Here is a 26,679-nt window from a genome sequence, read left to right as displayed (position 1 = left end):
GTCCCTTGCTTTTTTCACCGTTCTGTTGAAAAAATCAAAATCTAAGCACGAAGATTGACCTACACTGAGCTTCTTAATACTAATCGTGGAAACAAAAGCAAGGCGAATGGCTTCGATTAACCTCTTTGATAGGCTTCCTCCTGTCGTTCCTGCTATCAATGTTGAAGCTTGGAAATCATAGTCTAACATATCCCAAAAGCTGAACCGCCTTATAAGCCATCTTGATGCAAAAAGTAGCAATAGTGAGTTAACTAAAACAGAGATCTTCGCAGTCAAGAAACAGATCAAAGAGCTTCGCTCGTGCCAGACAGCCTCTATGAGTAGGTATTCCTATGAAGTGAATGCAACGGCCCCTCCCCCCTCTAAAAAATGGTCATGAGAGCATGATTGTCAGGATTGCAATTAACCATCAAATTCTTTTTATGTTTTTAGCTTTATCTGAATTTTCTAATATGATTGAAGAAATTATTTTTTCTTCTTTTTTTGCAATTAGAGATTGGATATTAATAGTACCATAATCTAAATTATCTCCCCACCAGTACATGAATTCTTTTATTACGGGAGTCATATTGTCTATAACCTCTTGAGATCCTTCGTTATAAATAAAAGATAGTATTTTTAAATTTTCAACATCGATCTCTTGCACAATTATCCGAAACATATCATCAGTTGGATATAAATTCGTTTCATTTAATGATATATTTAATTTTTCAAGCATCTCATTCATAAGCAAGTCAACTTCATTGAAGGCCGTATTATATTCAGTCATTATTTAACCTCTTGTTTTAAATTTATACAACATTACCATTAATCACTTCAAGAAAGAATGTCAAGCGTTTTTGTGAAATAAATAATATTTATTATAAAAATAATTGCTTGAGTAAATAATTTTTTAATTATAAGCACCATACTGTGTCATCTATTCAACCGAAGCGGAAATTTATAGCATCTTCTGTGCTGCAAGAGAAGCTTTAAAACATATGCAAGTTAAGCTGTATATCTTTATATAAAATATCAGGCACTGCGATTTTTTATTATTATAGCGAAATGAAGCAAGGGCTAACCCTGCGAAGCCGCTGCGCTTGCTTCTCCGGATTGCCCTTGCTTTTCTTCCCTTCGGTCAGAAAAGAAAAGAACTACCTGTAATGCTGTTCATTCTACTGATACGTTTCTACTGTGCGCGCTATTTTGTTGGCGATGTGGATTCACCACCAAAGCTTCCCGACATTATTTCGCATATCAAACCACTATCAGAGAATACATGCAAAATCATGATTATTTCGGATACTAACTCGTGATTAATTGAGATACTACCTTGCAGGTATTATTCTATTTTTATTTATACCAGACAGCTAATCCTTATATTAATTTAAATGGCATTACACACTCGCATTAAAAACAATTAAAAATAAATTTGAAAAACAAAAATCCATTGATTATTGTTGTTTTACATTATAACCATGGAGATAAAATATGAACCAACAATCTTTAATCGATAATAACCTGAAACTTTTTAAAATAAAATCACCAGCAGAACTCATAAAATTATTAAAGACAGGAATTGACATAAACACGCTAAATTCATCGAACCAGAATGCGCTGTTCGGTTGCAGATACCCTGAGCTTATGGAAGCAATGATTAATGCCGGAATAAATATTAATCATACTGACATGTTTAACAGGAATGCGCTTTTCTATGCAACTTGTCCAGAAACCCTGTGTGTGTTGACTGAGAACGGGATTGATATCAATCATACGGACACGCTGGGCAGGAATGCACTTTTCTACACCAGTGACGCTGAATCAGTTCAGTTACTGGTAAAAAATGGTATCAGCATAAACCACCCTGAACTTGAAGATAAAAATGCGCTTTTCTTTGCGACCAACGAAAGCTCAGCCAGAGAACTCATCGACAGTGGTATTGATATTAACCACACTGACAGCTATGGAAGAAATGCGCTTTTCTACGTCTGTGAGGCTGACGTTAAGCGTCTGCTGATTAAGAAAGGTATCAATGTTAACCAAAGGGATATATATGGTCATAATTCCATTAACATTTCCGGCATAGATGCTGACTTACTGGATGTTTATTTCGCTGCGGGCCTTGATCCTGACATACAGGATCGAAATGGGAACAGCTTAATTTTTCACCCTTATAAAAAACCAATTACAGACATTTTAATCAACAATGGCTGCGATATAAACCGTGTTAATAATAATGGAGAAACCGTCTTTGAATACATACAGACCATGTTGTTCAGCAACTATCAACTTGACCAGTGTCTCAGCGTGCTTACACCTTACATTAACCTTATTAAAGCAAGACCATTAATTTTCAATCGCCTTACTTATGGCTGCATTGAGCTAATTAAATTTTTGCAAAGCCAGAATATCGATTACAAAATTAATGACCGTTGCGTTGTTAGATACGCCAACAAAGATATTAAAAATTTTATTACTGAAGCTCAGAAAGTTATTGATCTCAGCAATATCACCCTTTGCTCATGGTATGACACCCCGCTGGTCAGCGTAAAAAACAAGGAGATCATTAAATGGTTCATAAGAAACAATGTAAATGTAAATATTAATGACATTGAAGATCAGGACATTCTCACTGAAATTCTTGCCTACCTTGCACTAAGGGAACATAAAACGCTTAAAACCGTAATTAAACCGGATATAAAACACACCGCCTGTAAAAGTAGGCTGTGAGGATTTTATTCTCATATCCAGTTTTGATGCACTCTCGATACTTACAGTAAAAAAATTATGTGTACGTCAATAAATATGGGCGCTGTATAGTGTGATATAGCTATCAGCGTCTCCCTGATTGACTACGTCATAGTAAAGGTTGTATGAATGACGATTCCGGCACTCTGACAGTAATAAATAATACCGCTTTCAACATAGTATAGGAAAACATCCTCACACGCTAAATGAACTTAAATCCTACTTTGATAATTAACTGAGGGGGGATAAATAACCTAAATTTTATTTTCATACACGTAATGATTTGACCCGATGACTTAGCCATTGGGGAAATTATAGTTTCGGAAAATGGGCTATTGCACTGAAGGAAAATCCAGAAAGAATTATCGGTTTTGGAGGACTTAGCGTTATCAGTTATGACCGATACGCAGATAATTAACTTGGGGTATCGTTTCTCTATAAAGTGATGAGGAAAAGGTCTGGCAACAGAGTTAGCTAAATATGCGATCACCTATGGAATTAGTATTTTAAAACTGGCTGAAATTTCTGCGGTAGTAAGACCAAACCATCTGGCATCCCAAAGCTCCTGACTACAGCAGGTCTCCGGTATGCGCGTGATATTCATAATGTGAAAAATGAACCCGCAAGCATGCTTTTCACTCTGACTCTGGATGAGTGGAACAATACTCTAAGTTTGGATACTACCTCATCCATTAACCATTAAAGTTCGTGCGTAACGTCCACTCTTGACACAAAGCAGGCGTTCGTTACCTTAACGTAACTCTTCTTCATTTAACCCAGTCTTTCAGTACCAGACACGCAAACATATAAGTTGTCCAAGGGTTGCGGATTTATACATATTGATCAGGATGACGTCGGTTGATGACGCTTGAATGTTCGGGCAAGAAAAGCTTTGGCCTATATAAAAGTCATTACGTCAAATAGTGGCGACCTGAACTAACCAGGCATTCAGGGTAAGCGGTCAAGGGATAAAATAATATGCAGGTTACTACCGAAGGGAGTGAAGGCTCTTTTGGCGCCCGATTTTACCATGATAATGGTATTGTAAATCGGGCCGCAGGCTTTCAGATTAATGGAAAACAATAGCACCAATAGCAGCCGGCTCCAGATCTGTGCCGTCATTCATTGCCCAGCGGACAAAGCTACTGCCTTCAAGGAGACTTAAAATCTGAAACGCTTTCTGCCGGGGTGTGCCTGTTGCCGCTAATTCACCAGCCGCAGTACCTTCCTCTATGGTTTTCTCAAGCCACTGCAGTTGCAGGGTAAAGTATTTCCGCGTAAGGCTTTGCATGGTCTCCGGCAGGGCTGCCATTTCAGCTGCCAGTGCCCCGCATAGCGGTAACATACCATCAGCCATTGCAGCCCGAAACAATGCAGCGAAAGCACAGAGCCGACCAAAAGCATTTGGAAAGTCATGATCGATTTTTTCGAAATCCACAGCCGAACGATTGATGTAGGTTTCAACAATTTCCACACCAAGATCTTCTTTTTTTGGGAAATAATGGTGAATACTGGCCTTTCTGATACCGACCATTTTTTCCAGATCAGCGTAACTGAAGGCAGCATAACCTCTGGAACGCAGCATAAACTCTGCAGAATTGATTAATGATTGTCGGGTATCCATAGACATAAAATCGACCTGTTTGAAAAATGACGAAGCAAGGGCAGACGCTTGCTCCTGTTTCAAATCAGGGCGTCTGCCATCATGCAACTTAGGTTATTGTGCAATGACGAGTTTCGGCTCCATCTTAATGGAACGCGAGAAATTCGCATAGTTTGGTGACGTCTTCAGTACGGCCTGATGAATTTCTTCAATTTCTGCCGGCTGAGCGTCAGCATCAATAAACGCGGTGTACTGGACTGAATCGTATCCGGGGTTAACATTTTCATCAAGCCCAAGGAAACCACGCAGATCCAGTTCGCCTGACGTTTCGATTTTCAGGGAATTAACCTTAATGCCCTTGCTGGCAGCTACCGCCACATACGCTACGGTCAGACAGGCATTCAGCGCAGCCATGAGCAGTTCCTGTGGGTTAGGTGCAGTATCGCTTCCAAGTATTTCTGATGGTTCATCAGCGGCGACATGGAAGGTACGCTCGATGCTGTCACCAAAGAGTTCATATGACTTCATGGTAGAAACTGAACGGGTCTGTCCTGCCCAGCGGGTCTCTATGTTAAACCTGGCTTTTGCTTTTTCCGGGTTTTGGGTCACTTTTTCGGCGAATTGCTGGAATGCAGCAACATCAATACCGTTCATTTTCTCTGTCATCTTGATATTCCTGTTCATTGAGATTTACCGGGCAGCCGGATTACAGAAGGCGCCCGGATTTGAGTCTGTCGGTAACTAACCGAGCCGGAATTACAGCTCGTCGTAGGCGTCCATTACGCGTGCTGAATAGACAAAAGCAGCACCGGCGTTAAGCGCAATCGCAGTCCCTACTGCAGCACCGATTTCATCTTTCGTTGCACCAGCTTTTTTGGCAGCGGCCACGTGTGCGGAAATACAACCGTCACAACGAGTAGTCACTGCCACAGCAATGGCAATCAGTTCGTGAGTTTTGGCATCCAGAACACTGTTTTCGCGCGTAGCGGTTTCAAGACCATGAAACGCGTTAGCAACAGGTTTATTTGTTTTGGCCAGATTACCGACGCTTTTGATCAGCGCGGAGAGACGATTGCCCCATTCTGCAGACATGATGATTTCCTCAGATTTGTAAAAAAATTAATTGCCGAGTTTCCGGGCTGCCATTACACCGCCATCCACATCCCAGACTGCCCCGGTTACCCACGAAGCTTTATCTGAAAGCAGGAAAACAATAGTTTCCGCAACATCACGCGGTGTACCGTTCCGCCCCAGCGGATGGAAGTTATTGAAACTGGCCAGCGCACCATCCAGTTGTTCACCCGGAATAAAACGTTCGAAAATTCGGGTTTCAACAATACCAGGGCTTACTGCATTGACACGGATACCGTGCTCAGCCAGCTCTGCTGCGGCGTGGCGTGTCAGAGTATCCAGACCCGTTTTGGCCATGGAGTAAGCTGAAGCGGTGATGGTTTCTACTGCCTGGCGTGCAGCGACTGCAGTAACATTCACAATAGATCCAGCTTTCTTCTGATCTACAAGTGATGCAGCAACATGCTGTGTAATAAAGAAGAATGCCCGGTTCAGATCGAGGAAGTTGTTGTAATCCACGACTGAATGCTCAAGGAAACTTTTTGGATAGTAAATGCCGGCGGAATTGACCAGCATATCAATATCGCTGTGATCCTTTTTCAGGGCAGCGATGAGCTTTGCAACACTTTCCATACTGGATAAGTCAGCAGTCAGAGCGAATGCATTCTCCTCACCCGAAATAGCCACGAGTTCCTGGCGTGCGGCTTCTGCTTTTTCAGCACGGCTACCTACAATGACAGCCTTTCCGCCCTGCTCTAAAACCATCTTTGCTGTTTCAAGACCGATCCCACTGGTGCCACCAATGATCAGGACTTTATGATTCGTAAACTGTGTATCTTGCATAATGCCTCCGGTGAGGTAAGTTTCTGTAGCTGCCTATCAACTGGTAGGTAGTCTGGGCGAGAGTATTTTCTTTGTCAAGTTTACGTTTTATTTTTTTACTGACCGATGTTGGGTTCTGACATCTAAAACATCGTCAAAACCCAACGGATGGTATCGTCAGTGTACGTCTGCTTCGTGTTCGGTAATTGATGAAAAAATAGCTGCGTATTGCTCTGCAGTTTTCTGTCCTGTAAGACGTTTCATCAGCTGACCATTTCTGAACACCAGAACAGAAGGAAGCCCAAAAACCTCATACCGAGTTGATAAAACAGGTGATTTATCAACATTCACCACACCAACTTTGACATGTGGCCCCAGTTTTCTTGCGAATTGCAAATATTCCGCTTCACTCTCACGACAGGGTGGACACCACGGTGCAAAGAACCTGATTACGGCCAGTCCCTCACCCCATGCGATATCATGAAAGTTGTCTTCATTGTAGGTGCGTACATTTGTCATCGTTATCTCCGGCGTTGTACGTATCAGTCATTACGGCACGAAAAAACATATTTTCACTTGCCTACCTAGTAGTAGGTTGATATGGTACGCACACTTTCACTCGCTGACAAGATTGACCCGACATCCATGATTAATGCTGCGGGTGATTTTTGACGGAGTGACCAGAATGGTCGTTGTGGCCAGAAATTTCGTGACTCTTAAGATGAGGAATGCAATGAAGACGTTATTTACCCCTTACAACCTCGGTGGCGTTGAGCTGAAAAATCGCGTGGTTATGGCACCTATGACACGTACTCGCACGTTGAATGACATCGCTGATGACGTAGTTGCCTTGTATTACGCGCAGCGTGCTTCAGCCGGATTGCTGATCACTGAAGGGCTGCCTGTTTCCGAAGAAGGTCGCGGGTATCTCTATACGCCTGGTCTCTATAATGATGCGCATGTTGAGGGATGGCGTAAGGTAACGGATGCTGTCCATGCGAAAGGTGGCCGAATTTTCGCGCAGCTGTGGCATGTGGGGCGTATGTCTCATACCTCACTACAACCTGGTCATATTGCCCCCGTCTCTTCAGGCACCATTCCTGCGACTAATACAACAGTATTTGCCTGGGACGAAAGTGGTAAACCCGGCCCGGTTGCCCCAAGCATTCCGCGTGCACTCGAAACGCATGAAGTGAAGCGCGTTACCCGCGATTTTGTGAAGTCAGCACAACTGGCGGTGGAAGCCGGGTTTGATGGCGTTGAAATCATGGCGGCTAACGGTTTCATCTTTGACCAGTTCCTGAGCAGTGAGCTGAATACCCGTACTGATGAGTATGGTGGTTCGGTAGAAAATCGTCAGCGCTTCCTGCTGGAGACCATTGATGCCGTTTCCGATGCAATTGGCGGCAACAAAGTCGCAGTACGACTCTCTCCGTTCGGTCGCATCTATGATCTTGCCCCCTATGCCGGGGAAGAAGAAACCTGGTCAGAAATGGCAAAGGCTCTTAGCCAGCGCTCCCTGGCCTACGTGCACCTCTATTTCCAGCCGACCTACGTCACCGCACCGCAAGCCGCTGAGAAATTTAAAGCTGATTTCCGTGAATCATTTGGTGGGACGATCATTGCAGCAGGTGGATTCAGCCGTGATATTGCAGAAGAACGCCTGAATAACAACGAAGTTGACCTGGTTGCGTTTGGTGTGCCATTTATCGCCAACCCGGATCTGGTTGAAAGAATGAAAAATAACTGGCCTCTGGCGGAAAGCGATCGCACGACCTATTACGGTGTAAGCGGCTCTCCGGAAAAGGGCTATACCGATTACCCGGTATACAGCGAAAAATAATTAAGTCGGCCCGGATAATATAAATCCGGGCATTTTACTTTACCTGTCATATATCTTCAGAGTACAAAATGAAATCATTAATGCCCCGAATCTCAGTAGATGTCTGGTCTGATTATGTCTGTCCGTGGTGCTGGATCGCTAAAAAAAGATTTGAAAAGGGTCTGGAAGAGTTTGAATATTCTAAACAGGTCGATGTACGTCATCACAGCTATCGTATTGCAAATGACCACCCCCCTATTCCATTCAGATCGGCTTTGTATCAGAAGTTTGGTGGTGAGCATGGCGCAGAGTTAATGATGAACCAGATTGAAAGCACGGGGAAATCAGAGGGATTGATCTATAACTTTGACACTATGCTTTTTGGCGATACACGTGAAGCGCATACCCTTGCAGCTGCTGCGCGTGAGGCAGGGCTCGGAACACAGATGTCAGAAAAGTTGTTCTCTGCGGCCACAACTGAAGGGCGTTCTATTTTTGACAGGGATGTATTGATTGCTCTGGCAATTGAAGCCGGTATGACAGAGTCTCAGGCTGAAAGTGCCCTTGAAAACCCTGTATTCAGGGATTCTGTTGATGACGATGAGGCAAAGGCTCGTGCGATAGGTGCAAGTGGCGTACCTCTATTTGTGATCAATAATAAATATGCAATCAGTGGCGCACAGCCAGCCGCGAATTTTTTGAGCGCCTTGAGACAAGTCTGGGAAGAAACCAAAGATGAGTCCATGTTCATGGAGGGGATGGTCTGCGGAATAGATGGTTGTAAATAATGTCTACAGGCATTCGTGGCTAACCTGGCTTCCGTCAGTAATCTTCAGTCTGAAATTGTTCCGGAAGTCAGCTTAAATTCGCCAATTAATTTTTTCACTTTGCCCCTGTTTCCCGGTTATTTTGCGGGCATCTTCAGGCATTCACGATAATTCGATTTCTGAACATAAATTCAATCTATGCTTCCGTTTTCTATGGTTATTTCTGCCAACTCCCTGAATGGCTGTAATAGTACGGAGGGATCACGTGTCCGCCAGACAACTGCAATTTCTAATTCAGGTATCGGTGCTGCTATTTCAACAAATTCTAACCCTTCTGAAGGAATATCCTCTGTTCTGCCAGAGACGAATACTACGCCAAGACCAGCTCGTGCCAGTCCGACACACGTCTGGTTTTCTCCACATGAACGCAGGCGGGGACGAAATCCTGCCTCCTCACAAAGTCGGATAATTTCATCATAAACGGCAGGGAACTGCTCTTTGCAGGGGATAATAAACTCCTCATTTGCAAAAGCAGCCAACGGAAGCGGTTTATTTTTTCCTGCCAGAGCGGCTTGCGGGTGACGGCTGGATACCGCTAATCTGAGTCGCTCTTTATGCAGCGGAATGACTGTCAGCGCCTCATCTTCAACCGGCGTTAATACGAAGCCTACATCAATTTCGGCTGACAGCAGCGCTTCGACCTGAGCATGGGTGGTCATTTCCCTGACGTCCAACTCAATTTCAGGATACTTCTCGCTGAAAAGTCGCAGTAAATCAGGAGTGACCGTCTGCATAGCCAGAGTGGTATATCCCACCGTGAATTTACCGCTTTGTTCAGCCACAACATGACGAACCGTCTGCTGGACAGACTCAACATGTGCGATAAGAGGCCGGACTTCATTAAGCAGAACAGTTCCTGCGGGTGTCAATGAAACGCGGCGGGTGGTTCTGTCAAAAAGCCTGGTGCCAATCTCATGTTCGAGTTGGGCGATAACACGTGTCACTACGGGCTGTGATATGTTGAGCCGTTCAGAGGCGCGATTAAAACTGAGGGTCTCTGCGACTTGCAAAAAATAACGTAATGCTTTGATATCCATCTAACAACCTCAATAATAACATCAAAAAACACCGCCATAGCAGATAAACCATACCATCAATTAATGCAGAAATAGAATTAATATTGATTCGTTATTGCGAATTAACTCTTCCTGTCTTGCAACCTACAATGCAGTCATTCAAGAGCATTGCGAGAGGTATCCTATGTCAGTCAAGAGTGTTAATAAAGAGACGTTTTCACAGGAAGTACTGAACAACAACCTTCCTGTTTTGGTGGATTTCTGGGCGCCATGGTGTCCACCCTGTGTCTCAGTCGCACCAACCATCGAACAACTTTCAGGTGAGCATGAAACCCGGCTGAAAGTTGTGAAGGTCAATATCGATGAAAATGTCGAACTGGCCAGCATCTATGGTATTCGCTCGATACCCTCCTTCAAAGTATTTAATAAAGGGGAGATCGTTCTGGAATTTGGTGGTGCTTTGCCCAAAAAACAGATAGAAGAAAAACTGAATGATTACTTAACTACTGAAAAATAGTTATCGTTAAAAGCAATGAGGAAGATAAAGCAATTGTTTAATTTCATAGACGATAGCGTTATTAAACCATCTCATTAAACTGAAGCACATAAATGAAATTACCATGGGTTATTTTTAACCCGTCACATTTGTATCTTAACTTAGCAAAGTGTTATTAAATAACTGAGGAAATATCATGAAAGCCATTAATAAAGTTTTTATCATCACTGCTCTTTCACTGGTTTCGTTAACCAGCTTTGCACAGTCTGTCACCGCAACAGGCAGTACGCTCGATGAAGCCCATGCAAAGATCGCAGCAAAAGCAAAAGAAGCCGGAGCAGAATATTCCATCACTGAAGCATACAGCGGCAACAGAGTGCATATGACTGCAAAATTAACACACTGAACGGGTTTGTGGCAGGCAGTAGGTTTAAGTACTTAATACAAGGCCCTGCAGCGTACAGTTGAATGGCAAAAAGGGAAGTCCTGTTGGTATTTCCTTAAAGGATCTGTTCCTTAACATAGACTGTATCGCTGTTAAAAGCATGCGAAAACAACCCATACATAATGATCAGGGAAGTACGTATTTCTGAGACGAGCCCAACCCGTTCTGAATTCATCATTATTGATGCCGCTGACGGAACGTGCGTCACGTGATCAGGTAGGTAGCGGCGGTGTTTGATGTGCAGGTAATACAAGAAATCGAAACAGAGCATGGAGAGGATATCTCCTCACTACCGTTGGAACAGTACAGGATCTGTTTTGTGTCATCACATTCTGTGGTCACGATGATCCGTTTACTTGGCCAGTCTCAGGACACTGCAACGCATGATCCCTGGAGATAAACAGTCAAAGTCATGTTTTTTAATGTTTGACTTAAAACCAATGACTTAGTTGGGATAATATTTCTTATATTAAATCTACTGTTAAAGAACAAAGTATTGTTGTCGAGGGTGATTCACATACTTCCTCTCTAAGCCCATACTTGCCTTTATTTAATGCAATAGAAAAAGGCCATCAATAGATAGCCTTTTGAGTCAATTATTTCAATTTTAATTAGATGTGTGGAATGCAGGCATCAACGCGCGGTTATGTACAATAACTTCATCCAATGCTTTTTCAAGGGATGCTCCGCTCTTGATTAACGGATTTATTACTAATCCGCGCCATGCTGTATGTCGGTCTCCGGTCACGGCTGCTTCAATAGTCAACTGCTCAAAAGTTTTCATCAGCTGAATTTGGCACATAATATCGTCCGGGAAAGGTTCGACATTGAGCGGTATTGGACCTGAGCTGGTGATCATCGAACTCACTTCTACCGCACAATTATCAGGAAGACCTGATATAGCGCCATTGTTACGCGTATTAACGTGCATAATGATACGTTTATCATTGTAAATTGCGCTCATTAATTCGCAGGCGGCATCGGAGTAAAATTGCCCGCCGCGGCCCTCAAGAGCTTTGGGTTTTTCAGCAAGTTCTGGATTGCGGTAAATATCAAAAAGCTCTTTTTCGAGTTGCTTCACCACTTCACCACGCGTACCTTCTCCTTTTGCTTCACTGAGTTCCTGGCGATACATATCATCACTCATATAGTAGTAACGATGATAAGGACATGGAAGCATCCTCATGTTTTTGAGCATTCCTGCTGGCCATTTAAACGGAGGGATGTTTTTCGGAATAAGTGGATCATTTCCCTGCTCAATATTGCTGATTATGTCCGGAATAATATCTTTCCCTTTAAACCAGACATGTCGGGCAAAAATAAAGTGGTTCAGCCCCGCAACCTGCATGATAAATTCGTTGATATCCTCTACGCCGAACATACCGGCAATACCTTTCTGCATAATTACCGGCACATTACACAATCCCACTGTTTTCACCGAGGAATGCTTAAGTATCGCTTCCGTAACCATGCCTGAAGGATTTGTAAAGTTCAGCAACCATGCGTCTGGACAAAGTTTTTCCATCTCGGCTGCGATTTCCAGTGCAATTGGAATAGTTCGGCAGGCATTAGCAAAACCGCCCAGTCCGTTAGTTTCCTGACCAATCATGTTATATTTTAATGAAATACGCTCATCGCTTATGCGCGCTTCCAGGCACCCAGCCCTGAATTGCGAACAAACAAAGTTAGCCCCAGCCAGCGCCTTCTGGCGATCCAGCGTTTCATGGACGGTAATATCGAGACCATTTTTTTCCAACATTCTGCGTGTCAGCCCAGCGATGATGGCCATTTTTTCGCGCCCGTCTTCAATATCGACCAGCCAAATTTCACGCACCGGGAACTCATGCTGACGTTTAATAATTCCCTCCATCAGCTCAGGGGTATAACTTGAGCCAGCACCTATAACAACAATCTTCAAACCTTCCATAGGGTCACCTCTTTTAAATGAGTATTAACGGTGCCATTTAAGGCCGTTCATTAGTAATTGACAAACGATCTTTAAGAGGGTATCCATTAGGTGGATTAATGCGTAAAGACGATTAAAGGTACTAAAGGCCTATGTTGGCACAACAAAACATACTGGCACTACTGCATACGTTTGAATGCGCGGCACTTCATATGAGTTTCACCAGGGCGGCTAATATCCTGAACCTTACCCAAGGAGCAGTCAGCCAGCGCATACGTCATCTTGAAGACATGCTAGGATTTCGGTTGTTTATTCGCTTGACGCGTAAATTGCAGTTGACGAACGAAGGTGCTCGGTTGCTGGGCATTTTGTCGTCTTCACTAAAGCGCATTGATGACGAAATCGAAGACATCCGCGTGCAAGGGCTACGCGGAACGTTATCGGTAGGATTACCACCAACATTTTCCTTTATCTGGCTAATGCCCCGTCTGGAAGAATTCGCCCTGCGTTGGCCAAATCTCAATATCAATTTTCGAGTTCGTGCTGGACTGATTAATTTCAACCATGAACGTGTGGATATAGCAATCTACTACGGCATGCAAAAATATCCTGATCTTTATTGCGAGCGGCTTGCTGATGAGTGGCTGGTACCCGTTTGCACCCCTGCTCTAAGTCAACGAATCAGACAGGATAACAATTGGTTTGAAAAAGTACGGTTTATTCATGCTTCTGAATCCGTTGATTCGCAGGATACATTCTCCGAATGGCGAGAATGGTGTTCCGCAACCCAAACTGAGCTACCTCTTGAAAAAAACTTCATGAGCTTCAATAACTGCCATATGTCGATTGAAGCAGCTCTTACAGGGAGCGGTATAGCGATGGGTAGAAAACAACTGGTTAAAAAGTACATTGCTGAGGGAAAACTTACCATTCCGTTTAACAAAGAGGTACAGGCTAAGCGCGGATATGATTTGATAATGCCTCGCGAGAACCGTTCAAGGCCGGGCGTTAAGGCATTAACTGAATGGGTACGAAGTATAATTAATGAATAATAACAGCATAAAAAAATGCAGCGATATTATGTAGATCATCCATTACGAGCGTGCAGAATATCTCATTACGCACCGTTGAGGTGCATTGAGCGATAATTATGGTAAGAATATAGGTTAAAAATATGGCAGATCTACTTAGTTAGTCTATTCACATTGGATCGATCCAGCTCTATGAAACCTCTCTGAATCATTTCCGAAAGATTTAAAAAGAAGTCTCACGTAGAGTTGAGGTAGCTATCTTTCAGCTATCGCTCTGGCCAGACGTGTAAAAGAATTCAGGGCTGGATTACTGTTATCTTGATGCCAGATGATAACCTGTTCTATAGCTGGGCTCTGCTCAAGTTCAAGATATTTTACGCCAGCATAATGTAATTTTTTTACTGATTCTGGAACAATTGCCACACCAATGCCTTCAGCAACCAGGCTGATAATAGTCTGTTGTAACTGCGTTTCTAGTCGGTAATAAGGCTCGATTCCCCCTTGGCGCAAGTAAAGATCGATCATATCTCTTAATACTGGTGCAACCGAGTGTGGAGTAGCGATAATTGGCTCGTTTTTTAATCGATCAACGCCAACCTTTTTTTCATCTGCAAGAGAGTGAGTTTCATTGACTGCCAGGCACAAGTTTTCACGATGCAATGTTAGACATTGTAGTAAACGAACCGGCCCCGGATTGAAAACCAGACCTACATCATATTTTGCTTCCAGCACGGCATCGACCAGGGTAGCCGGTGTGACTTCCTGCAATATAAGATGTAAATCGGGGAATTGCGTAATCACCTGTTTAGTGAGTTCAGGAAGTGTAGAGTACGCAGCGTGCATCATAAAACCTACTGACAGCTTACCCTTTTCGCCAGTAGCCATTTTTCTGACATTTCGGCAGGCAAGTTCATACGCACTGACGACCGCACGGGTATCGGCGTAGAACATCCTGCCGGCTTCAGTCAGTGAGACACCATAGTGATGGCGATTAAATAACTTCACACCGAGTTGATGCTCCAGTGAAGCAATCTGTCTACTTAAAGGTGGCTGCGAAATGTTAAGTACTTTTGCTGCCTTGCCGTAGTTGAGACATTCGGCAAGGGTCAAGAAATAGTTCAACTGTCTAAAATCGGACATCTGTTCATACCTTTTTTGCATGGATAACAATATAAAAAGGCATTGGAATATATAGGTCAATATCTCTAGAGTAGCTTTTTTCTCTTTTGAGTTCCGTACATGTTATCCACTTTAAACGTTGTCCTGCCTGTATTTGCTCTCATCCTGGTTGGCTGGCTAGCTCGTAAGCTAAAAATATTGGGCGAAACAGCCCTGACTGAACTTAACCGCTTTGTTGTATACCTGGCGTTACCTGCTTTGCTTTTCGATATCATTGCCAATGCAATGTGGGCAGATCTGGCTCAGCCTGCGTTTATCAGTGCCTTTTCGATAGGGATGATGGTGGTGTTTTTCCTGACCTTATTTGTTCAGCTGAGACGCACCCGCCACCTTGCAGATGCAGCTATCGATGCACTGAACGCGGGTTATGCTAATACAGGGTTTATCGGTTTCCCTCTTGTCATCGTTTTTTTAGGCCATGAAGCCCTGGCACCCACACTCATCGCCACAATTTTGACCGTCTCTGTGCTGTTTGGTATTGGTATTATCATTATCGAAACCGGGCTGCAGGGTGAAGTGAAACGGCGCATCATTTTTACGCGTGTAGCGAAGTCCTTGATTAAAAATCCGTTACTCGTATCTCCGGCTATCGCCATATGTATTCCGCTGTCGGGATTAACCGTGCCGGACTCAATAAATGTGTTCCTGAAGTTACTTGGTGGAGCCGCGTCGCCTTGCGCACTTATTGCACTGGGGTTATTCCTTGCCGGTCAGTCAGATAAAAAGACGAACAATGATAATTTTACGGTAACGCTATTAGTAGTACTTAAGTTATTGATTCAACCAGCTTTAACATGGTGGTTTGCTACAAAAGTGTTTCACCTGTCACCTCTTCTGGTTCACACCGCAGTGTTACTGGCGGCATTACCAACAGGTACAGGACCATTTATGCTGGCTGAGTTCTATCGTCGCGAGGCATCAACAACATCGAAATGTGTACTGGTTTCAACAGTGCTTTCTATGTTTACACTTTCTGCTTATCTGTACACCATCGGTTTATAATTAACGGCAGCCGGATCCGTTAGGTTAATCGCCCAGTGAGTGCAGACTGGAGCAAGAATCAAACAATGATCACACTTCTGAATGAAAGTGGGCTCATAAATTTACGCTTCCTTGACAGTTCATAAGTTTGAATTATATCTTCTTGAGATTATACAGCTTGTTACCGTTCGGCGGGCAAAACGTAAACGCAGCCACAGGGGTCTTCCCTGGCTGTACTTATGTTTTGCCCGTTTTGCGTTTCTGGAGTTGGCGATGATTATCAAACAGGTACTTAATAACAACGTCGTCAGCGTTTCCGATGCAAGCGGAGCTGAGTTTATCCTGACGGGCCGCGGTCTGGGCTTTAATGCCAGAGTAGGCGATATTGTTGATGAAAAAAACATTGAAAAGACCTTCAGTCTGGCAGAAGGATCAGTCTCGGATCGCTTTAAGGTTTTACTTAATGAAGTGCCGGTAGAAATCATTCAGTTGACGGATGACATCGTTACGCTGGCGAGAAACTCTCTTGGATACCCCCTGAGCGATACCTTGTATGTCTCGCTGGCAGACCATTTGAACTTTGCACTTAAGCGTTATTCTGAGGGCCTTGAAATTCAGAACCCACTGGAGTGGGAGGTCCGCCATTTATACCGTAAAGAATACCTGGTCGGACGGCAGGCTCTGGCGTTGATCGCTTCGCGTACCGGGCAACTGTTACCGGATGCGGAAGCCTGCAGCATCACCCTTCATATCGTGAATGCCTCCATGAATGTCCCGGATGGGCAGGTTATGGAGATGACCCGGCTAATCTTCCAGATCCAGAATATCGTAAAGTACTGGTTTGCGATAAGTATTGACGAACAAAGCCTGAATTATCAGCGATTTGTTACGCATTTAAAATTCTTTGCTCAGAGGGTAATGGCAGGCGAGATTCTTAATAATGATGATGCAGAACTGTTCGCGCAAATGCCCAAACGTTATGAAAAGACGCTGGAATGTGTTCAGGCGATTAGCGAATTTGTGGCGAAAAATTACAACCATTCCATGAGCAGTTCAGAAAAGTTATACCTGACGGTGCATATCGGCAACGTATTAAGCCGTCAGTAAAATTCCATTTAGGCTTGTTACTGTTAAATCAGGCAAACCCCAGAGGAAGCAAGGTGTCCGGTTAATACCGGCGTTTGTGAACGGGCAGCTGTTGCCCTAAATCTGGAGAGTATTTCTGTGGATTATCAACATACCGCGCGCAGGATTATTGCGCTTCTTGGTGGCGATGCAAACATCAATTCTGTTTTTCATTGCATCACGCGCCTGCGATTCAGTCTGAAAGATAATGATAAGCCCGATCGTGAAGCACTGATGCAACTCGATGGCGTTATGGGCGTTAATCTGTCAGGCGATCAGTTCCAGGTCATTATTGGCAATAAAGTGACGCAGGTACTCAGGGCAATTCAGGATGAGATCCCACGCCTTGTGGCGGAGGATAAGATGGATGAAAAGGTTGAGGAAAAGCGCCGCAATCCCGTGTCTCTGGCCTTCGAAGTCATTTCAGGCATTTTTTCTCCTATCATACCTGCGATTGCCGGGGCCGGTATTCTTAAGGGCGTTTTATCTCTTTTCGTCACCTTCGGCTGGGTGACAGCCACTAATCAGACCTATCAGATCATGACGGCCATCAGCGATGGTGTGTTCTACTTTATGCCAATGGTGCTGGCCTTCAGTGCCGGTCTGAAATTTGGTGCGAACCCGTATCTCTCCGTTGCACTGGCAGCCATTCTTTTTCACCCGACACTGACTACGTTACTGAAATCAGGCGATCCTGTTGCCTTTGCCGGGTTAACAGTCTCACCTGTTTCTTATGCTAACTCCGTCATCCCGATTTTGTTTTCAATCTGGCTACTGAGTTACGTTGAACGCTTCTTTAATCGTGTCATTCCCGCTTCCATTCGAATGATGTTTTCTCCACTGCTGAGCCTGATGATTGTCGCTCCGGTGATGCTTATATTCATTGGTCCGGCCGGAATTTTCATCGGCAACTCACTTTCTGGCGGAATCATCTGGCTTGTGGAGAATATGGGCCCGCTTGCCGGGATTGTGGTGGGCGGGACGTTATCCCTGATGATCATTACCGGTATGCATTATGTGCTCGTCCCCATCATGATCAATAACATCACACGCCTGGGCTTCGATCCCATCAAACCCCTCATGTTTGTCGCAAACTTTGGGCAGGCAGGTGCCGCTTTCGGGGTGTTCCTGCGCTCCCGCAACAAGAAGACCCGGACCCTGGCCTTGTCGACCTCTTTCAGTGCCCTGATGGGTGTATCTGAACCCGCAATGTACGGTATCAACATCCGTTTCAAAAAACCGTTCGCCGCAGCACTGATTGGCGGTGCGGCAGGCGGATGCCTGGCAATGACCATGGGCGTGAAGGCATATGCGTACGCCTTAAGTGGCTTGTCAGGTTTACCTGCACTTGCCGGCGAGGGATTCGGATGGGCGCTGGCCAGCATCGCATTAGCCTTCGCCGTTGCCGCTCTGGTGACGGTAGTGCTGGGCTTTGAGGAAGCGGCTGAAGTTCAGCCAGCTACAGCTACTGAAACTGATATCGTAGCAGCCCAGTCTAAAGATTTGCAGGCGGGTATTAGCCGTGTAAACGTTGCGGCAGGCGAACAACTGTATGCACCGGCAGAAGGGAAACTTATTCCGCTTTCGGAAGTGAGCGACCCTGTTTTTGCCGATGAGGTCTTTGGTAAAGGGATTGCTATCGTCCCGGTGAACGGTCAACTGGTCTCGCCGCTAAATGGCCGGGTAGGTTCTGTATTTGCGACCAACCATGCCATTACGCTGGAGAGCGAATCGGGGGCAGAAATTCTGATTCATATCGGCATCGATACCGTCAAGCTGAACGGGAAAGGTTTTACGCGTCATGTTGACGACGAGCAGCTTGTGAGAGTCGGTGAGCCACTTATCAGCTTCGACCTCGATGCATTACAGGCGGATAACATCGATCCGAGCATCATCATTATCGTGACCAATACAGAACGTTATAACGACATCAGCCTGATTTCACAAACTAAAGTGGAACCACGTGAAGCTTTTTTGAAACTGACAGCAGCAGCTGTGTAAGGGGGAACAAGTGACATTTTCTAAATCATTTCCTGATAATTTCCTTTGGGGTGGCGCAACGGCGGCTAATCAGCTGGAAGGCGCGCATGACGTAGATGGCAAAGGCTTATCAGCCTCCGATGTCTTTATCTTTGATATTAATGCGCCGAAAGAGACATGGCTTGATCAGTGGGCCGGAATGACGCATGCGCAGGTGGCGGAGGCTCAGAACCCGGCCAGCAAAAAGTACTACCCTAAGCGCAAAGGCAATGACTTCTATCACCATTATGAAGAGGACATCGCGCTCTTCGCCGAAATGGGATTCAAATGCTTCCGTATGTCGATTGCCTGGACTCGTATCTTCCCGCGTGGTGACGAATCTGAGCCAAATGAAGCCGGTCTGGCTTTCTATGACCGGGTGTTCGATACGTTGCGTAAGCATAACATTGAGCCAGTGGTTTCGCTTTCACATTACGAAATGCCTCTTACTCTGGTTACTGAATATAATGGCTGGCCAAACCGGAAGATCATTGATTTTTATCTGCAGTTTGCCACTACTGTCTTTAAGCGTTACCGCAACAAAGTTAAATACTGGATGACGTTTAATGAAATCAACTGCGTTAAACATCATCCGTACGTCAGCGTCGGTGTCATTGAAGAGAATCACCCGGCTCTTGAACAGGCCAAGTATCAGGGCGCACATCATCAGTTCGTAGCAAGCGCTCTTGCCACTAAGGCCTGCCACGAGATTATTCCTGAGTCTAAAGTGGGCTGCATGATCAGCTATCAGATCCTGTACCCACATACCTGCCATCCTGACGATATTCAGGCCTGCGAGGATGCGCAACGTGTTTCCCTGTTCTTCAGCGATGTACAGGCTCGCGGCGCTTACCCCGCCTGGACAGAGAGAATGTTTGCTGCGAAAGGTGTGGAGTTGCAAAAAGAACGCGGCGACGATGAAATATTGCGTCAGTACCCTGTCGATTTCGTATCCTTCAGTTATTACATGTCAAGCACCGTGAGTGCGCATCCTGAAAAACTGGAAGGTGTCAAAGGGAATCTGATCACCGGAGGGATTCGTAATCCGTATCTGCCTGAAAGTGACTGGGGATGGCAGATTGACCCGAAAGGGCTTCGCCTGGCGCTTAATCAGCTCTATGACCGTTACCAGAAGCCTCTGTTTGTAGCTGAAAATGGACTGGGTGCAGTGGATGTTCCCGACAGCAATGGCGAAGTTCAGGATGACTACCGCATTGATTACCTGCGACTGCACATTGAACAGATGCAGGAAGCCATAGCCGACGGAGTTAACCTTTTTGGTTACACCTGGTGGGGACCGATTGATATGATCAGTGCAAGTACATCACAAATGTCCAAGCGTTATGGCTTTATCCATGTTGATCAGGATGATATGGGTAACGGCACGCTTAAACGTACACGTAAAAAAAGCTTTGGCTGGTATAAGAAAGTAATCGCCTCGAACGGTAATGATTTGAGTTAAAACTTATTTCAGGAACAGTCATCGACTGTTCCTGAATACACATAGTTCGCATTAAAAGTATTGCTTAAAATATTCGCAGGGCCGGAGCATAACGTCCCTTATTGTTATCTACATCAAAGTTTCTTACTAATTAAGTGGTTCAAACGAAGTCACAATGAGGATATACACTGTATCCAGTGCTTTAACGGGTGCTTCCGTACCCGCAAACAGAACGGGCAACTTTGTACATACCAGAATGATGGCCTCAATATCTTCATCCTGATACATTCGCTTCATAACAACATTAAACGTATCACGCGTCTGTGGCCTTATAATACCTCTATTGAGTTCATCTTGGATTTTATTTGCGATACAATCAATCTCATCTACATAGCAATTGAATAGAAAACCCGGATGCAATTACACATCTGAAATAAAAATTCATTTCGTTCAGAAAATTGAGCGGCAGCACCTTATCATCGAAACAAAAAGCAATCCAATTGATCTTGATAATGAAGAAGATGCTAAAATCACTTCTGGCAATGATTATTTTATTGCTCATCTAAAGACCAGGGAGTTAACCCTACGAATATATACACCCTGAAAATATAAAAACGTTTTGAACAGCCTTCAAAATGGGGAAAAGACGAAAGATTCCTTCCCATTAAAACCTTTATTTCAAACCTGACAGCCACCAACCGTTTTTACCATACAAAACAATCATCGATAGCGAATCAAGCCCCCTAATAAATAATGCACTAAATAACCCCCATCACCTTACAATCACAAAACAACAATCGATAATGTATTTAGTTTATAAATAGCACTTTTTGCTAAATGCGTATATTCTTCATCAAAAACATCCAGTTAAATTATTTTTATATTAAGGAAAACGTTTTCTTTTTTTCATCATTAAAAAATAAATTTGATTTGTATTTATTTAATAATATATATTCATTTCACCAAAATAATAAAGGAGAATAAAAAATGAAAAAACAAAATTACCCAACCCTGACAAACTACCTTGCCAAAACTAAAAAGAACGCAGATCTCTATAGATTATATAACCCACAATTTTCTATATTCGGAAAACCAGTAAGTGAGGAGCAGGATTTTTACTTTTGTTACTTCTCCAGACATATGATTACTGAGAGGAATATCTTAACCCTCTTTTCAATTCATACCTTTCTCTCTTACAACGTAAGCAAAAAAGAGACAATTAAATCATTTGTCCATTTTCTCAAAAAAGCAAACCATGACACCTTCAACAATGCATTCCAGTTTCGCGGGTGCAATATCATTTATCAAAATAAGAAGAGAGAATTTATGGAGATCTCATGGTTTTCTTTCTCACGGATCTATGACGATATCGTAAAAATCAAAGAGTATAGTGCTAACAATGAAATTTATAACAAATTCGTAGCTTAAAAAAGGAGAGCGCCATGACCAAACAAATTATAAATATATTAATCCAAAGTGAGACAAGAGAGGAAGTTATGAATTGCATAAATTCAGGAATAAATATTAATGCTTTTGATTATTGTGGTAGAAATGCCCTTTTCTATTGCGACCAATTAGACGCCGCCAAAGCACTGATTGAAGCAGGCATAGAACTAAACCATATAGACAATTATGGCAATAACGCACTGTTTTGTAACACTAATCCAACCGTTCTGGAATTATTAATCCATTCAGGCATTCATATTCAGCACAAGAATAATCAAGGCCAATCTTGCCTCCACCAACAACGCTATAATATAAAATGTGCAGAAATTCTTATTAATGCAGGTGCTGATATCCACAGTATTGATAATGAAGGCCAGACTGTACTCTACAACCTCTATTCCACAGATAGTTTTGACTACTGGATAAAAAAAGGCTGCAATATTAATCATACTGACCATAATGGTAAATCAGTACTCGATTTGTCTATGGACAATGGAAACTGGCATTACCGATCCAACGTCAGTGCTCTTATCCGGCATATAGAAAAAATTGATAGCACACCTGTTTTAATCAGGCATATCAACTATCACTCTTTAGATCTTATTAAATTACTTAAACATAATGGTGTTAATTTCCTGCTTGCAGAGCATTGTACAGTTGAACTATATGTTAAAGACATGAAATCAATCTTTAACAAACTCAAACAACATATCGAAATCAAGCACACTCAGTTTTATAATTGTCGCAATGAGCATATTGGTATCTACACCGGCATAGAGAGAGTGAAATGGTTTATTCGAAATGGTATCAGAATGGACGACGATATACTCAGACAGCGTTCCGACTCCGATAAGATTTTTTCTTATATCGCAGGAAGAGAGAAAAAAGACCTGTTAAAAGAAATGAAGCCAGAACACCCCCGTGCACCTGTGCGAAAAAGACTCTAAAGCGCTGAAGTAAACAACCCTTTTCTTAGTCTGAAAGGTTTTATTTCATGATCATTAATCTGATATATCCTCTTAGGTATACTATTTGTCAAATGGTATACCTTTTTTAACCCAACCAATTGTATTATTTACCACGTAACAGCTTGACTTATTCACGGCATCGGTTATCTGTAGTAATAAACATGCAATAAAAGGATAACTATGAACAGTGACATGAGTAATGATGATGATATAACCAGAGTATCAAAACGCGGTAAATTTCATACTGACAAACTTCCTGAGAATGAAATACGACATCACTGCATCAGTGTCAGATTAAATGCAGAAGAGTTAATTATTCTCGACAGTAAAAGAGGTCAGTTTAAAAAAGGAGAATGGCTCAGGATGGCTTCCCTGAATAAACTCCCGCCGGTTCTGCCAGAAATCAATCGTGAAGCATGGATTAAACTTGGCAGCCTTTCACAGGATTTAAACCACCTACTGAGTCATCTCGACAGCAAAAGCCCTGACAGCGAACTGACCCGTACAGAACTCTTTGCCCTACGTAGACAAATCAAAACTCTCAGAGATCACCTTATTCCTACAACCTTTCTGGAGTCAGGCCGATGAAAGGCATGCAGAAAATAAAAAGGGGTAAACAATTCACAGGTGTGGTTCTCTATAGCCTGAAGTCAGGGTCTCACCACAAAATCACGCCTTATGTTATCGGTGGAAACATGACGAGCAGCACTGCTACTGAGCTTATAAGTGAATTTAAAAGCACCCAGCTGCTGCGCCCCGATGTCGCCAAACCTGTATGGCATAATTCGCTTCGCCTGCCAAAGGGTGAGAGTCTGTCAACCAGACAGTGGGCGGCATTCGCTGACGATTATATGACCCGGATGGGATTCACTGACACACATCTTCGCTGTTATATCCTTCACGACGATGCCGACGGGCAGCATATCCATATCATTGCAAGTCGCATTAACATGGTCGGTGGAAAGCTGTACCTGGGGAAAAATGAAAATCTCGTCAGCACCCGAATTATCAGCGAACTGGAGCGAATACACGGACTCACTGAAACAACACCTGCAACCAGTAGTCGCCCTCAGGCTAAAAGAAAACCCTCACGCAATGAGCTGATGATGGCAGAACGAACAGCAGCTCCCTGCCCTAAGTCACAGTTGCAGGCCCTGATCGACAATGCATTAACCCGCCGCCCCGATTTACTAACATTTGTCCGTTTACTGGGACAGGAAGGCGTGAGCTGCAAACCCAATATCGCCACAACGGGTAAAATGAATGGTTTTTCATTTCAGTACCAGGGCATAGCCTTTAAAGCCTCTCAATTGGGTAAAAAATATGGCTGGTCTTCCCTGCAAGCACTGGTTGATTTTACGCCGGAACATCTGACTTTACTGAAAGAAGCACGGCAGCCAAAAAAACCTACAACTGCGTCAGTGCCAGTGCCAGTGCCAGTGCCAGTGCCAGTGCCATCATGCGAGTCTGAAGAACAGGCGGCAAACCGGGAAACGATTCTGGAGAAAATCCTTCAGCTTGAAGAAAAAATGCGTCAGGAAAGACAACAGGAAATAGTGAGTGTCATTAAACTCAGGAGCAAACTGCATAATACAGCTCGTCAGATACCCCGCCAGCGTCGTCTGTATTCGTGGCTTGTATTGCTCGGCCATATTGTGGCGCTTCTCAGGCGCAGGGGCATGTCTCTGTTACATGCCACTGCACATCCTTTCCACCAAATCCTGCACCTCCATCTTCTAACACACTGTCATTCCACAACAACAAATTCCATTAAAGAACAATTAGTTAAAAACAACCACCATCCTGCACCATAAGTTAACTAGTCCATAACAGAGTGATAGTCAACAAAATATTGATCGTTTATATAGATCGATAAACTAGTTATGATAGCTATAACCTATTAAGAGAAATCCATCGATCGGTACAAGCAATTTTACTAAAGCGGATCATTCATCGAAAATGTTCAAAAATACATCACCTTAAATCAGGCCACGGAGTCATGATGGATAATAAAACGATTAGCTGTCCCTTCTGCTTTACACAAAGCCCGCACGGCGTGCGGATTTGCAAAGGCTGCCATGCAAAAGTGGCCTATGGTGAAAGTCCACTCAGTGTGGCATTCCTTTTTCAATTCGTGGCATTAGCTCTCGCCTGGTTAGTATTTTCATTGACCGGCAGTACTCCTGTCTCAGTCATTACGTTTTTTGCCAGCGTCATTATTCTTATCTGCATTATTAAAAAGAAATATGCAGACAGAGTTGTTTTTATACGGTGATATTAATTTCACACCATCGCAAACATAAAAAATTAATATGAGAGAACTTATGAACAGATTCATGATTTCTGTTTTTTTTATTTCTTCTTTACTTATTTCTGGCTGTTCAACATCAGGCAACCAGCATCTAAAAAAAGAAACATCACAAAGTCTGCAGTCGAAAATCATCAAAAATAAAACAACGAAATCAGAAATCATTACCGCATTCGGTCAGCCCGAAACCAAAACTACACTTGATAGTGGCAATGAAGAATGGACTTATTCGATGGACAACAATCAGTTTGATGCCACCACATTCATTCCCGTTGTTGGGCTGCTGACAGGGGGCTCACAGACGCAGGCCAAAACACTGGAAATCGAATTTAAAGGAGAAACGGTCAGCACGTGGTCGTTCTCTGAAAATAAAAGCAGGATGAATACGGGTCTGATTCAATAACTCACCTTACAGTCAGGGATCTATTTATGAAAACTTATGCCGTTATCACACTCATTACCGCAGCATCGTTGCTGAGTGGCTGTAACAGTGAACCCTCCGAACAGGATATTTACACGGCCATGAATAAGGTCGTGGAACAGACGAATGCTTTCGTGAAATCTATAGCGGGCAAGGATGTTCCAAAAGACGCACTGCGCGAATTAAAATCAGTCAAAAAGCATGACTGCGTAGAAGTATCTGATAAAAGCTATAAATGCAATGTGACGGCTATTGTCGATAACGAAAAGCGTACTGCTGCTATAACCCTTGTCAAAACGGAAGATGGCTGGCAGGTCGTTGATAAGTAAAGCCACTATAAAGCCATCGAGACAGGTGGGCCACCCATTCGGTGTCCCTCCTTTTCTATTGTATCTGGTGTCCTGCCGGATACGCCTGATCCATTTATCTCCAGTATCCCATGTCCTATCCACGCCGCTGTCGCTGTCACAGTCTTTTCCTGACCACTGAGCCTGGTGGAGTATAAGCCAGAGAGCCTGTAATGCGTTTCTTTTCATACTGGGCCAGTAAATCAGCATAAATATGCTCTGCTTCGTCCAGATTTCCTGAAATATAATTCACAAGTGAATTCAGGCAATGCAGCAACGTGTCGCTATTTGCAAGCTTTCTGAGCAGCGTTGTGTTCAGGGTCGAAACGACTCCTGTAAACATCTGCATAATATTATCAACGTGATAACATGAATTGCGGTACTGCGCCCGTGAATAAAAATACTTCAGATGATACCCTGCAAAGAGAACATAAAGTTTTTTACAAAAGGCATTGTTATTGACGCTGCTGTGATTATGGGTTATAAATTTATCAATAACATGTATAAATTTTTCCTCCTGAGATAATACATTAATAGCACTCATAATTCCCTCCATTTTTTGTTTTTATAATTAAGTACTATCATCTTAAAAATTAAAATCAATAGTAAAATAAAAATATTTCATTATTGATATATTTTTTCTTCTTCCATAAATAACCATAGCTTTTACTACGA

General features: G+C 43.4%; 27 protein-coding genes and 1 pseudogene. 18 read left to right on the top strand and 10 right to left on the bottom strand.

The genetic code is table 11. The annotated features are described in order from the left end of the window. Positions 1 to 66 precede the first annotated feature (66 nt). Positions 67 to 379 (top strand): annotated as a pseudogene (locus tag AC534G_RS05250) (hypothetical protein); the annotation flags it as partial. Positions 380 to 409: 30 nt separating this feature from the next. Here the strand turns inward: AC534G_RS05250 and AC534G_RS05245 are convergent. Continuing rightward, a complete protein-coding gene (locus AC534G_RS05245; protein WP_032720407.1) occupies positions 410 to 769 on the bottom strand; it encodes a hypothetical protein in 360 nt (119 codons plus the stop codon). A gap of 704 nt (positions 770 to 1,473) precedes the next feature. Here AC534G_RS05245 and AC534G_RS05240 point away from each other — a divergent pair. Continuing rightward, entirely contained in the window at positions 1,474 to 2,712 is a 1,239-nt protein-coding gene (locus AC534G_RS05240) for an ankyrin repeat domain-containing protein (RefSeq protein ID WP_032720406.1), read from the top strand. A gap of 1,087 nt (positions 2,713 to 3,799) precedes the next feature. Here AC534G_RS05240 and AC534G_RS05235 read toward each other — a convergent pair. From AC534G_RS05235 to AC534G_RS05215, 5 genes are all read right to left on the bottom strand, one after another. Further along, positions 3,800 to 4,360, bottom strand: a complete 561-nt coding sequence (locus AC534G_RS05235; RefSeq protein ID WP_032721143.1) for a TetR/AcrR family transcriptional regulator — start codon at positions 4,358 to 4,360, stop codon at positions 3,800 to 3,802. Positions 4,361 to 4,447: 87 nt separating this feature from the next. Then, positions 4,448 to 4,987 carry an OsmC family protein gene (locus AC534G_RS05230; protein WP_496594512.1) on the bottom strand — a complete coding sequence of 180 codons (540 nt, stop codon included), beginning with the start codon at positions 4,985 to 4,987 and terminating at the stop codon, positions 4,448 to 4,450. A 102-nt stretch (positions 4,988 to 5,089) separates the two neighbouring features. After that, a complete protein-coding gene (locus AC534G_RS05225; RefSeq protein ID WP_003863470.1) occupies positions 5,090 to 5,425 on the bottom strand; it encodes a carboxymuconolactone decarboxylase family protein in 336 nt (111 codons plus the stop codon). A 27-nt stretch (positions 5,426 to 5,452) separates the two neighbouring features. Then, on the bottom strand, positions 5,453 to 6,247 hold the full coding sequence (locus AC534G_RS05220) for an SDR family NAD(P)-dependent oxidoreductase (protein WP_032445063.1): 795 nt from the start codon (positions 6,245 to 6,247) through the stop codon (positions 5,453 to 5,455). Positions 6,248 to 6,403: 156 nt separating this feature from the next. Continuing rightward, positions 6,404 to 6,745 carry a thioredoxin family protein gene (locus AC534G_RS05215; protein WP_003863472.1) on the bottom strand — a complete coding sequence of 114 codons (342 nt, stop codon included), beginning with the start codon at positions 6,743 to 6,745 and terminating at the stop codon, positions 6,404 to 6,406. Positions 6,746 to 6,959: 214 nt separating this feature from the next. Here AC534G_RS05215 and AC534G_RS05210 point away from each other — a divergent pair, with 214 nt between their 5' ends. Both AC534G_RS05210 and AC534G_RS05205 read left to right on the top strand, forming a co-directional pair. Next, entirely contained in the window at positions 6,960 to 8,069 is a 1,110-nt protein-coding gene (locus AC534G_RS05210) for an alkene reductase (protein ID WP_003863473.1), read from the top strand. 68 nt (positions 8,070 to 8,137) lie between these two features. Continuing rightward, entirely contained in the window at positions 8,138 to 8,836 is a 699-nt protein-coding gene (locus tag AC534G_RS05205; RefSeq protein ID WP_032721142.1) for a DsbA family oxidoreductase, read from the top strand. A gap of 170 nt (positions 8,837 to 9,006) precedes the next feature. Here the strand turns inward: AC534G_RS05205 and AC534G_RS05200 are convergent, their stop codons facing one another. Beyond that, positions 9,007 to 9,912 (bottom strand): LysR family transcriptional regulator, encoded by a 906-nt coding sequence (locus AC534G_RS05200; RefSeq protein WP_032445060.1) that lies wholly within the window; start codon positions 9,910 to 9,912, stop codon positions 9,007 to 9,009. A gap of 163 nt (positions 9,913 to 10,075) precedes the next feature. Here AC534G_RS05200 and trxA point away from each other — a divergent pair, with 163 nt between their 5' ends. Further along, the gene (gene trxA / locus AC534G_RS05195; protein WP_003863476.1) at positions 10,076 to 10,408 is read left to right on the top strand and encodes a thioredoxin; all 333 of its coding nucleotides are present in this window, start codon (positions 10,076 to 10,078) and stop codon (positions 10,406 to 10,408) included. A 175-nt stretch (positions 10,409 to 10,583) separates the two neighbouring features. Next, a complete protein-coding gene (locus AC534G_RS05190; RefSeq protein WP_003863479.1) occupies positions 10,584 to 10,793 on the top strand; it encodes a YdgH/BhsA/McbA-like domain containing protein in 210 nt (69 codons plus the stop codon). Positions 10,794 to 11,439: 646 nt separating this feature from the next. Here AC534G_RS05190 and AC534G_RS05185 read toward each other — a convergent pair. Further along, on the bottom strand, positions 11,440 to 12,759 hold the full coding sequence (locus AC534G_RS05185; RefSeq protein ID WP_003863483.1) for a 6-phospho-beta-glucosidase: 1,320 nt from the start codon (positions 12,757 to 12,759) through the stop codon (positions 11,440 to 11,442). A 131-nt stretch (positions 12,760 to 12,890) separates the two neighbouring features. On the opposite strand from AC534G_RS05185, the gene AC534G_RS05180 reads away from it, so the two are divergent. After that, the gene (locus tag AC534G_RS05180) at positions 12,891 to 13,790 is read left to right on the top strand and encodes a LysR substrate-binding domain-containing protein (protein WP_003863484.1); all 900 of its coding nucleotides are present in this window, start codon (positions 12,891 to 12,893) and stop codon (positions 13,788 to 13,790) included. Between the two features lie 234 nt (positions 13,791 to 14,024). Here the strand turns inward: AC534G_RS05180 and AC534G_RS05175 are convergent, their stop codons facing one another. Next, the gene (locus AC534G_RS05175) at positions 14,025 to 14,909 is read right to left on the bottom strand and encodes a LysR substrate-binding domain-containing protein (RefSeq protein ID WP_003863485.1); all 885 of its coding nucleotides are present in this window, start codon (positions 14,907 to 14,909) and stop codon (positions 14,025 to 14,027) included. A 99-nt stretch (positions 14,910 to 15,008) separates the two neighbouring features. Between AC534G_RS05175 and AC534G_RS05170 the strand changes: the two genes are divergently transcribed. From AC534G_RS05170 to AC534G_RS05120, 11 genes are all read left to right on the top strand, one after another. Then, positions 15,009 to 15,950, top strand: a complete 942-nt coding sequence (locus AC534G_RS05170; RefSeq protein ID WP_003863487.1) for an AEC family transporter — start codon at positions 15,009 to 15,011, stop codon at positions 15,948 to 15,950. A 252-nt stretch (positions 15,951 to 16,202) separates the two neighbouring features. Continuing rightward, complete coding sequence (licT, locus tag AC534G_RS05165; RefSeq protein WP_003863488.1) at positions 16,203 to 17,036, top strand: BglG family transcription antiterminator LicT; 834 nt, start codon at positions 16,203 to 16,205, stop codon at positions 17,034 to 17,036. A 117-nt stretch (positions 17,037 to 17,153) separates the two neighbouring features. Beyond that, positions 17,154 to 19,055, top strand: a complete 1,902-nt coding sequence (locus AC534G_RS05160; protein ID WP_003863490.1) for a beta-glucoside-specific PTS transporter subunit IIABC — start codon at positions 17,154 to 17,156, stop codon at positions 19,053 to 19,055. 10 nt (positions 19,056 to 19,065) lie between these two features. Next, entirely contained in the window at positions 19,066 to 20,535 is a 1,470-nt protein-coding gene (locus AC534G_RS05155; protein ID WP_032720467.1) for a glycoside hydrolase family 1 protein, read from the top strand. 966 nt (positions 20,536 to 21,501) lie between these two features. Further along, positions 21,502 to 21,942 carry a hypothetical protein gene (locus tag AC534G_RS05150; RefSeq protein ID WP_032720469.1) on the top strand — a complete coding sequence of 147 codons (441 nt, stop codon included), beginning with the start codon at positions 21,502 to 21,504 and terminating at the stop codon, positions 21,940 to 21,942. 14 nt (positions 21,943 to 21,956) lie between these two features. After that, complete coding sequence (locus tag AC534G_RS05145; protein WP_045346837.1) at positions 21,957 to 22,907, top strand: ankyrin repeat domain-containing protein; 951 nt, start codon at positions 21,957 to 21,959, stop codon at positions 22,905 to 22,907. A gap of 201 nt (positions 22,908 to 23,108) precedes the next feature. Continuing rightward, positions 23,109 to 23,516, top strand: a complete 408-nt coding sequence (locus AC534G_RS05140) for an ATP-binding protein (protein WP_077255180.1) — start codon at positions 23,109 to 23,111, stop codon at positions 23,514 to 23,516. Then, complete coding sequence (locus tag AC534G_RS05135) at positions 23,513 to 24,742, top strand: relaxase/mobilization nuclease domain-containing protein (RefSeq protein WP_208394924.1); 1,230 nt, start codon at positions 23,513 to 23,515, stop codon at positions 24,740 to 24,742. The genes AC534G_RS05140 and AC534G_RS05135 overlap by 4 nt, the downstream gene beginning before the upstream one ends. 188 nt (positions 24,743 to 24,930) lie before the next feature. After that, positions 24,931 to 25,203, top strand: a complete 273-nt coding sequence (locus tag AC534G_RS05130; protein ID WP_001594380.1) for a hypothetical protein — start codon at positions 24,931 to 24,933, stop codon at positions 25,201 to 25,203. Between the two features lie 49 nt (positions 25,204 to 25,252). Next, a complete protein-coding gene (locus tag AC534G_RS05125; RefSeq protein WP_032720472.1) occupies positions 25,253 to 25,639 on the top strand; it encodes an SEN1984 family lipoprotein in 387 nt (128 codons plus the stop codon). Positions 25,640 to 25,665: 26 nt separating this feature from the next. After that, positions 25,666 to 25,986 carry a hypothetical protein gene (locus AC534G_RS05120; protein ID WP_032720473.1) on the top strand — a complete coding sequence of 107 codons (321 nt, stop codon included), beginning with the start codon at positions 25,666 to 25,668 and terminating at the stop codon, positions 25,984 to 25,986. 136 nt (positions 25,987 to 26,122) lie between these two features. On the opposite strand, the gene AC534G_RS05115 is transcribed toward AC534G_RS05120, so the two are convergent. Further along, a complete protein-coding gene (locus tag AC534G_RS05115; protein WP_032720474.1) occupies positions 26,123 to 26,548 on the bottom strand; it encodes a hypothetical protein in 426 nt (141 codons plus the stop codon). Positions 26,549 to 26,679: the final 131 nt, after the last annotated feature.

The sequence above is a fragment of the Citrobacter sp. CRE-46 genome (assembly GCF_059615875.1).
Note: the sequence above shows the minus strand (reverse complement) of the source record. Positions and strands in the feature narration are given on the sequence as shown.

Excerpts from the sequence above, each read along its gene's own strand:
- AC534G_RS05245 (WP_032720407.1), bottom strand. The coding sequence starts at position 769 with ATGACTGAATATAATACGGCCTTCAATGAAGTTGACTTGCTTATGAAT.
- AC534G_RS05240 (WP_032720406.1), top strand. The coding sequence starts at position 1,474 with ATGAACCAACAATCTTTAATCGATAATAACCTGAAACTTTTTAAAATA.
- AC534G_RS05235 (WP_032721143.1), bottom strand. The coding sequence starts at position 4,360 with ATGTCTATGGATACCCGACAATCATTAATCAATTCTGCAGAGTTTATG.
- AC534G_RS05230 (WP_496594512.1), bottom strand. The coding sequence starts at position 4,987 with ATGAACGGTATTGATGTTGCTGCATTCCAGCAATTCGCCGAAAAAGTG.
- AC534G_RS05225 (WP_003863470.1), bottom strand. The coding sequence starts at position 5,425 with ATGTCTGCAGAATGGGGCAATCGTCTCTCCGCGCTGATCAAAAGCGTC.
- AC534G_RS05220 (WP_032445063.1), bottom strand. The coding sequence starts at position 6,247 with ATGCAAGATACACAGTTTACGAATCATAAAGTCCTGATCATTGGTGGC.
- AC534G_RS05215 (WP_003863472.1), bottom strand. The coding sequence starts at position 6,745 with ATGACAAATGTACGCACCTACAATGAAGACAACTTTCATGATATCGCA.
- AC534G_RS05210 (WP_003863473.1), top strand. The coding sequence starts at position 6,960 with ATGAAGACGTTATTTACCCCTTACAACCTCGGTGGCGTTGAGCTGAAA.
- AC534G_RS05205 (WP_032721142.1), top strand. The coding sequence starts at position 8,138 with ATGAAATCATTAATGCCCCGAATCTCAGTAGATGTCTGGTCTGATTAT.
- AC534G_RS05200 (WP_032445060.1), bottom strand. The coding sequence starts at position 9,912 with ATGGATATCAAAGCATTACGTTATTTTTTGCAAGTCGCAGAGACCCTC.
- trxA (WP_003863476.1), top strand. The coding sequence starts at position 10,076 with ATGTCAGTCAAGAGTGTTAATAAAGAGACGTTTTCACAGGAAGTACTG.
- AC534G_RS05190 (WP_003863479.1), top strand. The coding sequence starts at position 10,584 with ATGAAAGCCATTAATAAAGTTTTTATCATCACTGCTCTTTCACTGGTT.
- AC534G_RS05185 (WP_003863483.1), bottom strand. The coding sequence starts at position 12,759 with ATGGAAGGTTTGAAGATTGTTGTTATAGGTGCTGGCTCAAGTTATACC.
- AC534G_RS05180 (WP_003863484.1), top strand. The coding sequence starts at position 12,891 with ATGTTGGCACAACAAAACATACTGGCACTACTGCATACGTTTGAATGC.
- AC534G_RS05175 (WP_003863485.1), bottom strand. The coding sequence starts at position 14,909 with ATGTCCGATTTTAGACAGTTGAACTATTTCTTGACCCTTGCCGAATGT.
- AC534G_RS05170 (WP_003863487.1), top strand. The coding sequence starts at position 15,009 with ATGTTATCCACTTTAAACGTTGTCCTGCCTGTATTTGCTCTCATCCTG.
- licT (WP_003863488.1), top strand. The coding sequence starts at position 16,203 with ATGATTATCAAACAGGTACTTAATAACAACGTCGTCAGCGTTTCCGAT.
- AC534G_RS05150 (WP_032720469.1), top strand. The coding sequence starts at position 21,502 with ATGAAAAAACAAAATTACCCAACCCTGACAAACTACCTTGCCAAAACT.
- AC534G_RS05145 (WP_045346837.1), top strand. The coding sequence starts at position 21,957 with ATGACCAAACAAATTATAAATATATTAATCCAAAGTGAGACAAGAGAG.
- AC534G_RS05140 (WP_077255180.1), top strand. The coding sequence starts at position 23,109 with ATGAACAGTGACATGAGTAATGATGATGATATAACCAGAGTATCAAAA.
- AC534G_RS05135 (WP_208394924.1), top strand. The coding sequence starts at position 23,513 with ATGAAAGGCATGCAGAAAATAAAAAGGGGTAAACAATTCACAGGTGTG.
- AC534G_RS05130 (WP_001594380.1), top strand. The coding sequence starts at position 24,931 with ATGGATAATAAAACGATTAGCTGTCCCTTCTGCTTTACACAAAGCCCG.
- AC534G_RS05125 (WP_032720472.1), top strand. The coding sequence starts at position 25,253 with ATGAACAGATTCATGATTTCTGTTTTTTTTATTTCTTCTTTACTTATT.
- AC534G_RS05120 (WP_032720473.1), top strand. The coding sequence starts at position 25,666 with ATGAAAACTTATGCCGTTATCACACTCATTACCGCAGCATCGTTGCTG.
- AC534G_RS05115 (WP_032720474.1), bottom strand. The coding sequence starts at position 26,548 with ATGAGTGCTATTAATGTATTATCTCAGGAGGAAAAATTTATACATGTT.